The organism is Streptomyces sp. NPDC101152 (assembly GCF_044768275.1).
Lineage (GTDB): Bacteria > Actinomycetota > Actinomycetes > Streptomycetales > Streptomycetaceae > Streptomyces.
Map to the genome: position 1 here is coordinate 116,101 of NZ_JBIWPO010000012.1, position 13,144 is coordinate 129,244.

At 70.8% G+C, this 13,144-nt stretch carries 10 protein-coding genes; all 10 read left to right on the plus strand.

Annotated elements, in window-relative coordinates:
• Window positions 1-66: 66 nt before the first annotated feature.
• The gene (locus ACIRVK_RS18510) at window positions 67-2,016 is read left to right on the plus strand and encodes a peptidoglycan D,D-transpeptidase FtsI family protein (RefSeq protein WP_404248365.1); all 1,950 of its coding nucleotides are present in this window, start codon (window positions 67-69) and stop codon (window positions 2,014-2,016) included.
• Window positions 2,017-2,177: 161 nt separating this feature from the next.
• On the plus strand, window positions 2,178-3,698 hold the full coding sequence (locus tag ACIRVK_RS18515) for a UDP-N-acetylmuramoyl-L-alanyl-D-glutamate--2,6-diaminopimelate ligase (protein ID WP_404248193.1): 1,521 nt from the start codon (window positions 2,178-2,180) through the stop codon (window positions 3,696-3,698).
• Between the two features lie 4 nt (window positions 3,699-3,702).
• A complete protein-coding gene (murF, locus tag ACIRVK_RS18520) occupies window positions 3,703-5,118 on the plus strand; it encodes a UDP-N-acetylmuramoyl-tripeptide--D-alanyl-D-alanine ligase (RefSeq protein ID WP_404248195.1) in 1,416 nt (471 codons plus the stop codon).
• A complete protein-coding gene (gene mraY, locus ACIRVK_RS18525) occupies window positions 5,115-6,188 on the plus strand; it encodes a phospho-N-acetylmuramoyl-pentapeptide-transferase (RefSeq protein WP_404248197.1) in 1,074 nt (357 codons plus the stop codon). Before murF ends, mraY begins: the two co-directional genes overlap by 4 nt.
• Window positions 6,170-7,603: a UDP-N-acetylmuramoyl-L-alanine--D-glutamate ligase gene (gene murD / locus ACIRVK_RS18530; RefSeq protein ID WP_404248199.1), complete on the plus strand. Its 1,434-nt coding sequence runs from the start codon at window positions 6,170-6,172 to the stop codon at window positions 7,601-7,603. Before mraY ends, murD begins: the two co-directional genes overlap by 19 nt.
• Before the next feature lie 21 nt (window positions 7,604-7,624).
• On the plus strand, window positions 7,625-8,983 hold the full coding sequence (ftsW, locus tag ACIRVK_RS18535; protein WP_404248201.1) for a putative lipid II flippase FtsW: 1,359 nt from the start codon (window positions 7,625-7,627) through the stop codon (window positions 8,981-8,983).
• A 6-nt stretch (window positions 8,984-8,989) separates the two neighbouring features.
• Complete coding sequence (murG, locus tag ACIRVK_RS18540) at window positions 8,990-10,087, plus strand: undecaprenyldiphospho-muramoylpentapeptide beta-N-acetylglucosaminyltransferase (protein ID WP_404248203.1); 1,098 nt, start codon at window positions 8,990-8,992, stop codon at window positions 10,085-10,087.
• Between the two features lie 33 nt (window positions 10,088-10,120).
• Entirely contained in the window at window positions 10,121-10,924 is an 804-nt protein-coding gene (locus tag ACIRVK_RS18545) for a cell division protein FtsQ/DivIB (protein WP_404248205.1), read from the plus strand.
• 278 nt (window positions 10,925-11,202) lie between these two features.
• Entirely contained in the window at window positions 11,203-12,405 is a 1,203-nt protein-coding gene (gene ftsZ, locus ACIRVK_RS18550; RefSeq protein WP_404248207.1) for a cell division protein FtsZ, read from the plus strand.
• A gap of 10 nt (window positions 12,406-12,415) precedes the next feature.
• Entirely contained in the window at window positions 12,416-13,144 is a 729-nt protein-coding gene (pgeF, locus tag ACIRVK_RS18555; RefSeq protein ID WP_404248209.1) for a peptidoglycan editing factor PgeF, read from the plus strand.

Here is a 13,144-nt window from a genome sequence, read left to right on the forward strand (position 1 = left end):
CGCTACCCGCATGCCGGCGGCCACCGCAACCCCCGCCCCGACCACGACCCCCGGCAGGTGACGGAAGTGTCCGACAGGGAACCGCCGCGTCGTCGCGTGCCTGGACCCGCCCGTCCCGGTGTGGGGCGGCAGCGGCCCGGGGCTCGCCCGCCGGTCCGGCGGCCGGCGCCGGGTCGGCCCGTGGCGCCGAGCGTGCTCAGGCTCGGCAGTCCGCGGCCCCGGCTGCGGATGATCGCCCTCGCGCTCACCCTGGTGCTGATCGCCTTCGTCGTGCGGTTGCTGCAGGTGCAGGCCGTCGACGCGAGCACGTACGCGGCCAAGGCCGAGCAGAACCGGTATGTCGTGCACACCCTGGCCGCCGAGCGCGGCGGGATCACCGACCGCAACGGCGTGGCCCTCGCGGCCAGCGTGGACGCGTACGACCTGACGGCCGACCCGACGATGTTCACCCGCGCCCAGCTGAAGATCGACGACGGCCCCGAGCAGGCGGCCGCGCTGCTCGCGCCGATCCTCGGCCAGGACCAGGCCACGCTCGTCAAGAAGCTCCGGCCCGCGAACAAGAAGCTGCGCTACGTCCTGCTCGCCCGCCGCCGGACCCCGCAGGTCTGGACGCAGATCAAGGACCTGAGGGCCGCACTCGCGCAGAAGGCGCAGACCGACCACAAGACCGCCAACGTCCTCGCCGGGGTCTTCGCCGACCCCAGCAGCAAGCGCGTGTACCCCAACGGCGACCTCGCCGCCGGGATACTGGGCTGGGTCAACGACACCGGCCAGGGAGGCGGCGGCATCGAGCAGGAGCTCAACAAGGAGCTGACCGGCAAGGACGGCGAGATCCGCTACGCCCAGTCCGGCGGCCGGCTGATCCCCACCGCGGGCTCCACCGAGACGCCCGCGGTCTCCGGCAGCGACGTCGAGCTCACCATCGACCGGGACATCCAGTGGGCCGCCCAGAACGCGATCAGCGAGCAGGTCAAGAAGTCCGGGGCGGACCGCGGGTACGTGATAGTGCAGGACACCCGGACCGGCGAGATCCTCGCCATGGCCAACTCGCCCGGCTTCGACCCGAACGACCTGTCGAAGGCGGACCCGAAGGCGCTGCACAACTGGGCCGTCGAGGACGCCTACGAGCCCGGCTCCACCGCCAAGATCATGTCGATGGCCGCCGTTCTGCAGGAGAACGTCGCCACCCCGCTGACACACGTGGTGGTGCCCAACCGGCTGCACCGTGGCGACCGGCTCTTCAAGGACGACATCGACCACCCGACCTGGAACCTCACGCTCAACGGCGTGCTCGCCAAGTCCAGCAACCTCGGCACCATCCTGGCGACCGGCCAGCTCGGCAGCACCCAGGCGCAGGCCAACAAGGTCCTCTACTCCTACCTGCGCAAGTTCGGTATCGGCAGCTACAGCGGACTCGGCTTCCCCGGCGAGACCCGTGGCATCCTCGCCCCGCCCGACAAATGGTCGACCTCGCAGCAGTACACGATTCCTTTCGGCCAGGGGGTGTCGCTCAACGCGATGCAGGCGGCGTCCGTCTACTCGACGATCGCCAACGGCGGCGTCCGCATCGAACCCACGCTCGTACGCGGTTCCCGGGGGGCCGACGGACGCTTCACGCCGGCCGCACAGCCCCGCAGGACCAGGGTCGTCAGTGCGAAGACGGCGAGGACGCTCGCCCAGATGCTGGAGTCGGTCGTGGACGACCAGGAGGGCACCGGCACCAAGGCGCGCATCCCCGGCTACCGGGTCGCGGGCAAGACGGGTACGGCCAACCGCGTGGATCCGGCCACCGGCAACTACCGCGGGTACACGTCCTCGTTCGCCGGTTTCGCCCCCGCGGACAACCCGCGCGTGACCGTCTACTGCGCCATCCAGAACGCCACGAAGGGCAGTTACTTCGGCGGCCAGATCTGCGGACCCATCTTCAAGGAGGTGATGGAGTTCGCACTGAAGACCCTGCAGGTCCCGCCCACCGGTGCGCAGCCCGCGGCCCTGCCCGTCACCTTCACGCCCTGATCAGCGCAACCAGCCAGGAACGCTCCGTGACCATGATCACTCCCGACTCCGGCAAGCCGGGCACCCCCCGCCCCTCACTTCGCTCCCGGGCGGGTACGCCCGGTACGCTCACCGCCGTGCCACACGCTGATCAGTCCCAAACCACCCAGAAGGGCGCTTCCGTGACATATCCGGGGCCGCCGCGACCGGTTCAGGTCTCCGCCACACCCCTCGCGGAGCTCGCCGATCAGCTGGGTGCCAGAGGTCCCGAGAGCGCCGCCGAGGTCACGGGCATCACCCATGACTCGCGCGCCGTCCGCCCCGGCGACCTGTACGCCGCCCTCCCGGGCGCCCGCCTGCACGGCGCCGACTTCGTCACCCAGGCCGCCGGCCTCGGCGCGGTCGCCGTGCTGACCGACCCGACCGGCGCCGAGCGCGCCGCGGCGAGCGGCCTGCCGGTGCTGGTCGTCGACGACCCGCGCGGGCGGATGGGCGAGCTGGCGGCCACCATCTACGGCCACCCGGGCCGGGACCTGCTCCAGATCGGCATCACCGGCACCTCCGGCAAGACCACCACCGCCTATCTCGTCGAAGGCGGCCTGAAGACCAAGAGCAACACCGGCCTGATCGGCACGGTCGAGACGCGCATCGGCGACGAGCGCATCAAGTCCGAGCGCACCACCCCCGAAGCCACGGACCTGCAGGCCCTGTTCGCGGTCATGCGCGAGCGCGGGGTCGAGGCCGTCGCCATGGAGGTCTCCAGCCACGCGCTGGTCCTCGGCCGGGTCGACGGCTGCGTCTTCGACATCGGCGTCTTCACCAACCTCAGCCCGGAGCACATGGAGTTCCACTCCGGCATGGAGGACTACTTCCAGGCGAAGGCGCAGCTGTTCACGCCGCGCCGCAGCAGACTCGGCGTGGTCAACGTCGACGACGAGTACGGCCGCCGGCTCGCCAGGGAGGCGACCGTCCCGGTGGTCACCTACTCCGCCGAGGGCCACCCGGACGCCGACTGGCGGGCCGTCGACGTCGAGATCGGCCAGCTGGACTCCACGTTCACCGTGATCGGTCCCGAGGGCGAGCGCATCGAGGCCAAGGCGCCGCTGCCGGGCACCTTCAACGTGGCCAACACCCTCGCCGCGATCGTCGCCCTCGCCGCAGCCGGCCTCGACCCGCAGTCCGCCGCCGACGGCATCGCCGCCGTGCCGGGCGTGCCGGGACGCCTGGAGCGGGTGGACGCCGGGCAGCCGTACCTCGCGGTCGTGGACTACGCCCACAAGACCGACGCCGTCGAATCGGTGCTGCGCGCCCTGCGCAAGGTCACCGAGGGCAGGCTGCACGTGGTGCTCGGCTGCGGGGGCGACCGGGACAGGACCAAGCGCGGGCCGATGGGCGCCGCCGCGGCCCGCCTCGCCGACACCGCCGTACTGACCTCCGACAACCCCCGCTCGGAGGATCCCCTCGCGATCCTCGCAACCATGCTCGAGGGAGCCGCGTCCGTACCAGCACACGAACGCGGCGAGGTCCAGGTCTTCGAGGACCGGGCGGCCGCGATCGCAGCGGCCGTCGCCCGGGCACGGCCCGGGGACACCGTGCTCGTCGCGGGCAAGGGCCATGAGCAGGGCCAGGACATCGCCGGGGTGGTCCGTCCGTTCGACGACCGCCAGGTGCTTCGAGAAGCCATCCAGCAGACCCAGGGATGAACTTGTGATCGCCCTCTCTCTCGCCGAGATCGCAGAAGTCGTCGGCGGGCAGACGCACGACATACCGGATCCGTCCGTCCAGGTCACCGCACCGGTCGTCCGGGACTCGAGGGAGGTGCAGCCGGGCGGGCTCTTCGTCGCCTTCGTCGGCGAGCGCGTGGACGGCCACGACTTCGCCCGGCAGGTCGTCGCGGCGGGCGCGGTGGCCGTCCTGGGCTCGCGCCCCGTCGGCGTGCCCGCGATCGTCGTGGACGACGTCCAGGCAGCCCTCGGCGCCCTCGCCCGTCATGTCGTACGACGCCTCGGCGCGACCCTCGTGGCGCTCACCGGCTCCGCGGGCAAGACCAGCACCAAGGACCTCATCGCGCAGGTGCTGCGGCGCAAGGCGCCCACGGTGTTCACGCCGGGCTCGCTCAACAACGAGATCGGGCTGCCGCTGACGGCCCTGTCCGCCACCGAGGAGACCAGGTTCCTCGTCCTGGAGATGGGTGCGCGGGGCATCGGCCACATCCGCTACCTCGCCGAGCTGACCCCGCCGCGGATCGGCCTGGTGCTCAACGTCGGCACCGCCCACATCGGCGAGTTCGGCGGCCGCGAGCAGATCGCGCAGGCCAAGGGCGAACTCGTGGAGGCCCTTCCGTCGGCGCAGGACGGCGGCGCCGCGATCCTCAACGCGGACGACCCGCTCGTACGGGCCATGGCGTCCCGTACGAAGGCGAAGGTGGTCCTCTTCGGCGAGGCCGACGAAGCGGACGTACGCGCCGAGAACGTGCGACTCACGGACACCGGGCAGCCCGCCTTCAGGCTCCACACACCCTCCGGTGCAAGCGACGTGACCATGCGCCTGTACGGTGAGCACCACGTGTCGAACGCGCTCGCCGCGGCCGCCGTCGCCCATGAGCTGGGCATGTCCGCGGAAGAGATCGCCACCGCGCTCTCCGAGGCGGACTCCCTCTCCCGCTGGCGCATGGAGGTCACCGAGCGACCGGACGGCGTGACCATCGTCAACGACGCCTACAACGCGAACCCCGAGTCCATGCGAGCCGCCCTGCGCGCGCTCGTGGCCATGGGCCGGGGGCGGCGGACCTGGGCGGTGCTCGGCAAGATGGCCGAGCTCGGGGACGAGGCGCTCGCCGAGCACGACGCGGTCGGACGGCTCGCCGTCCGGCTCAACGTCAGCAAGCTCGTCGCGGTCGGGGGCAGGGAAGCGTCCTGGCTGCAACTGGGCGCATATAACGAGGGTTCGTGGGGTGAGGAGTCGGTGCACGTGTCCGACGCACAGGCGGCGGTCGACCTGTTGCGCAGCGAGTTGCGCCCGGGGGACGTGGTGCTCGTGAAGGCGTCCCGTTCGGTCGGCCTCGAGAGTGTCGCCCAGGCGCTGCTCGCGACCGGTGCCGAGGGTGAGGTCGCTGCCCGATGATGAAGCAGATCCTGTTCTCGGGAGTCATCGGTCTCTTCCTGACCCTGGTCGGCACCCCGCTGCTGATCAAGCTGCTGGCCCGCAAGGGCTACGGGCAGTACATCCGGGACGACGGCCCGCGCGAGCACGCCAGCAAGCGCGGCACCCCGACGATGGGCGGTATCGCCTTCATCCTGGCGACGGTCGCCGCCTACTTCCTGTCCAAGGTGATCACCGGTTACGCGCCCACCTACTCCGGTGTGCTGGTGCTCGGCCTGATGGTGGGCATGGGCCTGGTCGGCTTCCTCGACGACTACATCAAGATCGTCAAGCGGCGCTCGCTGGGCCTTCGGGCCAAGGCGAAGATGGCCGGCCAGCTGATCGTCGGCATCTCCTTCGCGGTGCTCGCCCTGCAGTTCCAGGACGCCCGAGGCAACACCCCGGCCTCCACGAAGCTGTCGTTCATCACCGACTTCGGCTGGTCGATCGGCCCGGTGCTGTTCGTGGTCTGGGCGCTGTTCATGATCCTCGCCATGTCGAACGGCGTGAACCTGACGGACGGTCTGGACGGCCTCGCCACCGGCGCCTCCGTCCTCGTCTTCGGCGCCTACACCTTCATCGGCGTCTGGCAGTTCCAGGAGTCCTGCGCCAACGCGCAGACCCTGACCAACCCCAACGCCTGCTACGAGGTGCGCGACCCGCTGGACCTCGCGGTCATCGCCTCCGCGCTGATGGGCGCCTGCCTCGGCTTCCTGTGGTGGAACACCTCGCCGGCCAAGATCTTCATGGGCGACACCGGCTCGCTCGCCCTCGGCGGTGTGCTGACGGGCCTGGCCATCCTCTCCCGCACGGAGCTGCTGGTGGCCCTCATGGGCGGTCTGTTCGTCCTCATCACCATGTCGGTGGTCATCCAGGTCGGCTCCTTCCGGCTCACCGGCAAGCGCGTCTTCCGGATGGCGCCACTCCAGCACCACTTCGAACTCAAGGGCTGGTCCGAGGTACTCGTGGTGGTCCGCTTCTGGATCATCCAGGGCATCTGTGTGATCGTCGGACTGGGCCTCTTCTATGCGGGATGGGCAGCGGACAAGTGACCGACCGGCAGGGGCCCTCCTTCGAGGGCAAGCACGTCACCGTCGCCGGGCTCGGCGTCTCCGGCATCCCGGCGGCCAAGGTGCTGCACGCGCGCGGGGCGATCGTCACGGTCGTCAACGACGGCGACGACGCACGCGCGCGTGAACAGGCCGCCGAACTGGAGGCACTGGGCGTCACCGTGCGCCTGGGCGACGGGGCGACCCTGCCCGACGGCACCGAACTCGTCGTCACCACGCCGGGCTGGAAGCCGGACAAGCCGCTGTTCGCGGCGGCCCGCGCGGCGGGCCTGGAGATCTGGGGCGACGTCGAACTCGCCTGGCGCCTGCGCGGCCCCGACGCGGCCCCCTGGCTCGCCGTCACCGGCACCAACGGCAAGACCACCACCGTCCAGATGCTCGCGTCGATCCTGAGGGCCGCCGGCCTGCGGACCGCCGCCGTCGGCAACATCGGCGTCTCGCTGCTGGACGTGGTGCTCGGCGAGGAGCGGTACGACGTACTGGCCGTCGAGTTGTCCAGCTACCAGCTCCACTGGGCGCCCTCCCTGCGCGCGCACTCGGCCGCGGTGCTCAACCTCGCCCCCGACCACCTCGACTGGCACGGCTCCATGGAGGCGTACGCCAGGGACAAGGGCCGTGTCTACGAGGGCAATCGGGTCGCCTGCGTCTACAACGTCGCCGACAAGGCCACCGAGGACCTGGTCCGCGAGGCCGACGTCGAGGAGGGCTGCCGGGCCATCGGGTTCACCCTCGGCACCCCGGGACCCTCCCAACTCGGCGTCGTGGACGGCATCCTGGTCGACCGCGCCTTCGTGGAGAACCGGCAGAAGAACGCCCAGGAGCTCGCAGAGGTCTCCGACGTCAACCCGCCGGCCCCGCACAACATCGCCAACGCCCTTGCCGCGGCGGCCCTCGCGCGCGCCTTCGGGGTGCCGGCCAAGGCCGTACGCGACGGGCTGCGCAGCTTCACGCCGGACGCGCACCGCATCGCGCACGTGGCCGACGTGGACGGCGTCGCCTACATCGACGACTCCAAGGCCACCAACACCCACGCCGCGGAAGCCTCCTTGGCGGCATATGAGTCGATCGTATGGATCGCGGGCGGACTCGCGAAGGGCGCAACCTTCGACGAACTGGTCGCCAAGTCGGCAAAGCGACTTCGCGGGGTCGTGCTCATCGGGCAGGACCGCGCCCTGATCCGCGAAGCCCTCGCGCGACACGCGCCGGAAGTACCGGTCGTCGACCTCGACCGGACCGACACTGGGGCGATGCTCGCGGCCGTCCGGGAGGCCCGGCGGCTCGCCGTCGCAGGCGACACGGTGCTGCTGGCGCCCGCCTGTGCCTCGATGGACATGTTCGCCAACTACAACAAGCGCGGTGACGCGTTCGCGGAGGCGGTTCGCGAACTCGGCTCCTGACCGACTGAGCGGAGGCGTCTGATGCCCAGCAGCCGTACCGGCCGGCCGCCCGTCCAGCGGGCCGCCGGACGTCCCGCCGCTCCACGCTCGCCCCGCGACACCCCGCTGCGCCGCGCCTACCTCAACGCCAGACGCGCCTGGGACCGGCCGCTGACCGCCTACTACCTGATCGCCGGCGGCAGTTTCCTGATCACCGTGCTGGGTCTGGTGATGGTCTACTCGGCCTCCCAGATCACCGCGCTGCAGCTGTCGCTGCCGGGGTCGTACTTCTTCCGCAAGCAGTTCCTCGCCGCGGTCATCGGCGGCGTCCTGCTGCTCACGGCCTCCCGGATGCCGGTGAAGCTGCACCGGGCGCTGGCGTACCCGATCCTTGCCGGTGCGGTCTTCCTGATGGTCCTGGTGCAGATCCCCGGCATAGGGCACGCGGTCAACGGGAACCAGAACTGGATCTCCCTCGGCGGCTCCTTCCAGATCCAGCCGAGCGAGTTCGGCAAGCTCGCCCTCGTGCTGTGGGGTGCGGACCTGATCGCGCGCAAGGAGGAGAAGAAGCTGCTGACCCAGTGGAAGCACATGCTGGTGCCGCTGGTGCCGGTCGCCTTCCTGCTGCTCGGGCTGATCATGCTCGGCGGCGACATGGGTACGACGATCATCCTGACGGCGATCCTGTTCGGGCTGCTGTGGCTCGCGGGGGCGCCGACCCGGCTGTTCTCCGGGGTGCTGGGCGTCGCCACCGTCCTCGCGATCCTCGCCATCCAGACCAGCCCGCACCGCCTCGCCCGCCTGCAGTGCATCGCCGCCACCGACCCCGGCCCGAAGGACCTGTGCTGGCAGGGCGCGCACGGCATCTACGCCCTCGCGTCCGGCGGGATCTTCGGCTCCGGGCTGGGTGCCAGTGTGGAAAAATGGGGCCAACTCCCGGAAGCGCACACCGACTTCATCTTCGCCGTCACCGGCGAGGAGCTGGGCCTGGCGGGCACGCTGTCGGTCGTGGCCCTCTTCGCGGCTCTAGGCTATGCGGGTATCCGCGTGGCCGGACGCACGGAGGACCCCTTCGTCAGGTATGCCGCGGGAGGCGTGACCACCTGGATCACCGCGCAGGCGGTGATCAACATGGGTGCGGTGCTCGGCCTGCTGCCGATCGCCGGCGTCCCCCTCCCGCTGTTCTCCTACGGAGGATCCGCCCTGCTGCCGACCATGTTCGCCATCGGGCTGCTGATCGCGTTCGCACGCGACGAGCCCGCTGCGCGGGCGGCGCTTTCCCTGCGGCAACCGCGCTTTGGTAGAAAGCGGGCGGGAGGGGCCGCGCGGGACCGGGGGCCTCGGAGATGGAACACGATGCGACGGCGAGCGCCCCAGGCGCGGCCGTCCGGAGAGCGGTGAATTTCGGTGCATGTCGTACTCGCCGGTGGGGGGACCGCCGGCCACATCGAGCCCGCGCTCGCCCTCGCGGACGCCCTGCGCAGGCAGGACCCCACCGTGAAGATCACGGCCCTGGGCACGGAGCGGGGCCTGGAGACCACGCTCGTTCCGCAGCGGGGCTACGAGCTCGCGCTCATCCCCGCCGTACCGCTGCCCCGTAAGCCCACGCCCGAGCTGATCACCGTACCGGGCCGGCTGCGCGGCACGATCAAGGCGACCGAGCAGATCCTGGAGCGCACCAAGGCCGACGCCGTCGTCGGCTTCGGCGGCTATGTGGCGCTGCCCGGCTACCTCGCCGCCAAGCGCCTCGGCGTGCCGATCGTCGTCCACGAGGCCAACGCCCGCCCCGGCCTGGCCAACAAGATCGGCTCCCGGTACGCCGCCCAGGTGGCCGTCGCCACCCCGGACAGCAAGCTGCGCAACTCCCGCTACATCGGGATCCCGCTGCGCCACTCCATCGCCACCCTGGACCGGGCGGCCGCCCGCCCAGAGGCCCGGCACCTGTTCGGCCTCGACCCCAACCTGCCCACGCTGCTGGTCTCCGGCGGCTCCCAGGGCGCCCGCCGCCTCAACGAGGTCGTCCAGCAGGTCGCGCCCTGGCTCCAGCAGGCCGGCATTCAGATCCTGCACGCGGTCGGCCCGAAGAACGAACTGCCGCAGGTGCAGCAGATGCCGGGAATGCCCCCCTATATCCCGGTAAGTTACCTGGACCGGATGGACCTCGCGTACGCCGCTGCCGACATGATGCTCTGCCGCGCGGGCGCGATGACCGTCGCCGAACTCTCCGCCGTCGGGCTCCCGGCCGCCTATGTCCCGCTGCCGATCGGCAACGGCGAACAGCGGCTGAACGCCCAGCCGGTGGTCAAGGCCGGCGGTGGACTGCTGGTCGACGACGCGGAACTCACGCCCGACTGGGTGCGGGAGAACGTCCTGCCCGTGCTCGCCGACCCGCACCGGCTGTACGAGATGTCCCGCGCCGCAAGCGAGTTTGGCCGCCGGGATGCCGACGACCTGCTCGTCGGCATGGTGCACGAGGCGATCGCCGCCCACCGTGCACACCAGTAGGACCGTGTTCCCGGGTAGCTGAAGGGCAGGGTAGTGGCCGGACCGACGACCGCCGAGCGCGGGGAACGCCAGCAGGAGTCGTCCGGCCCGCCCCTCGGCCGGAGGGTGAGACGGGTGGTGCGGCGACGACTTCGTACGATCATCATCCTTGCCATCGCCCTGGTCTTCCTCGGTACGGCCGGCCTCTGGACGTTGTACGGCTCCTCGTGGACGCGGGTGGAGCACGTGTCCGTCTCCGGTACCCGGGTGCTGACGCCCACGCAGGTGCTCGACGCGGCGGAAGTCCCCGTCGGGGCACCGTTGATCTCCGTCGACACCGACGCGATCGCGTCACGGCTACGCCGGAAACTGCCCCGAATCGACACGGTTGACGTGGTTCGTTCGTGGCCGCATGGAATCGGTCTGAAAGTGGTTGAGCGCACTCCGGTTCTGCTTGTCCAAAAGGGCGGAAACTTCGTCGAAGTGGACGAGGAAGGCGTCCGTTTCGCCACGGTTTCCCGGGCCCCGAAAGACGTTCCCGGGCTCGAATTGAACGTCTCCCGCTCGGGTTCCGCCGCCGCGAGCCTGCGCCGCTTCGGCGAGGACCGGTTGGTGCGCGAGGCCGTGACGGTCGCCCGCTCCCTTCCGGCCGCGGTCGCGCACGAGACAAGGAGCGTCAAGGTGCGTTCCTACGACGCCATCTCGCTGGAGTTGAACGACGGCCGCACGGTCGACTGGGGCAGCGGCGAGCGGGGTGCGCTGAAGGCCCGCGCCCTCACCGCTCTGATGAAAGCGGCGGCGAACGCGCGGCACTTCGACGTCTCGGTTCCCACCGCCCCCGCGTCATCGGGGAGTTGACGCACATCCGCGCAGGCCAGCACCCTGGTTGGGCACCGCTATGGCTGATCACATAGGGTGAAAAGAAAAACGGGAGGTTCGGCGTGTTCGTTGAACGTGCGCCACTTGTCGACTTAGTGTCCTGTTCGGAAGACTCCAGCGAACAGTCACACTGGTAACCCTAAACTTCAACGTTAGGGTTCGGGTCGGCGCTACGGACCGTCCCATTCGGCATCAGTCGCCGGATCGCACTCACCTGCGAAACGGCGACACGTAACTCGAGGCGAGAGGCCTTCGACGTGGCAGCACCGCAGAACTACCTCGCAGTCATCAAAGTCATCGGTGTCGGCGGCGGTGGTGTCAATGCCATCAACCGGATGATCGAGGTCGGTCTCAAGGGCGTCGAGTTCATCGCCATCAACACCGACGCGCAGGCGCTGTTGATGAGCGACGCCGACGTCAAGCTCGACGTCGGCCGCGAACTCACCCGCGGACTCGGCGCCGGAGCCAACCCGGCCGTCGGCCGCAAGGCCGCCGAGGATCACCGCGAGGAGATCGAGGAGGTCCTCAAGGGGGCCGACATGGTCTTCGTGACGGCCGGTGAAGGCGGCGGCACCGGCACCGGCGGCGCGCCCGTCGTGGCCAACATCGCCCGCTCCCTGGGCGCCCTCACCATCGGCGTGGTCACCCGCCCGTTCACCTTCGAGGGCCGGCGCCGCGCCAACCAGGCCGAGGACGGCATCGCCGAGCTCCGCGAGGAGGTCGACACCCTCATCGTCATCCCGAACGACCGGCTGCTGTCCATCTCGGACCGCCAGGTCTCGGTGCTCGACGCCTTCAAGTCCGCCGACCAGGTCCTGCTCTCCGGTGTCCAGGGCATCACCGACCTCATCACCACCCCCGGCCTCATCAACCTCGACTTCGCCGACGTCAAGTCCGTGATGTCCGAGGCGGGTTCCGCCCTCATGGGCATCGGCTCGGCCCGCGGCGACGACCGCGCGGTGGCCGCGGCCGAGATGGCGATCTCCTCGCCGCTCCTCGAGGCGTCCATCGACGGCGCCCGGGGCGTGCTGCTCTCCATCTCCGGCGGCTCCGACCTCGGCCTGTTCGAGATCAACGAGGCCGCCCAGCTGGTCAGCGAGGCCGCCCATCCCGAGGCCAACATCATCTTCGGTGCGGTCATCGACGACGCCCTCGGCGACGAGGTCCGGGTCACCGTGATCGCGGCCGGCTTCGACGGGGGCCAGCCGCCGGCCCGCCGGGACAACGTCCTCGGCTCGTCCTCGGCCTCCTCCTCGCGCCGCGAGGAGCCCACCCCGGTACGGCAGCAGCCCGAGTCCCGCCCGTCCTTCGGCTCGCTCGGCAGCGTCACGCCGCAGGAGGACCCGGAGCCCGCCCCCGAGCCGGTCGCCGACCTTCCGGTCTCCCCGCCGGTCCCGCCGTCCCGGTCCTACACGGACAGCGCGGCCGAGGAACTGGACGTACCGGACTTCCTCAAGTGATCCTTCTGACGTGATAAGCAAGCGCGACACCGTGAACGGCGCGCACTTCGCCTTCACCGACCGGTGGGGCGGAGTGAGCGCCGTTCCGTACGAGGAGCTCAACCTCGGCGGCGCGGTCGGCGACGACCCCGACGCCGTACGGACCAACCGGGAGCTGGCGGCCAGGTCGCTGGGGCTCGACCCGGCACTGGTCGTCTGGATGAACCAGGTGCACGGCGACGGCGTGGCCGTGGTCGACGGCCCCTGGGGGGAGCGTCCGGTGCCGGAGGTCGACGCGGTCGTCACCGCCCGCCGCGGACTGGCCCTCGCCGTGCTCACCGCCGACTGCACTCCCGTTCTGCTCGCCGACCCGGTCGCCGGGATCGCCGCCGCAGCGCACGCGGGCCGGCCCGGCATGGTCGCCGGGGTCGTCCCGGCCGCGCTACGCGCGATGACCGAACTCGGCGCCGACCCCGCCCGGATCGTCGTCCGCACCGGGCCCGCCGTGTGCGGGCGGTGCTACGAGGTGCCCGAGGCGATGCGCGCCGAGGTCGCCGCCGTCGAGCCGGCGGCGCACGCCGAGACCAGTTGGGGCACGCCGGCGGTCGACGTGACCGCCGGCGTGCACGCCCAGCTCGAACGGTTCGGGGTGCGCGACAGGCAGCGGTCGCCGGTGTGCACACGGGAGTCGGGCGATCACTTCTCGTACCGCCGCGATCGCACCACGGGGCGACTCGCGGGATATGTCTGGCTGGACTGA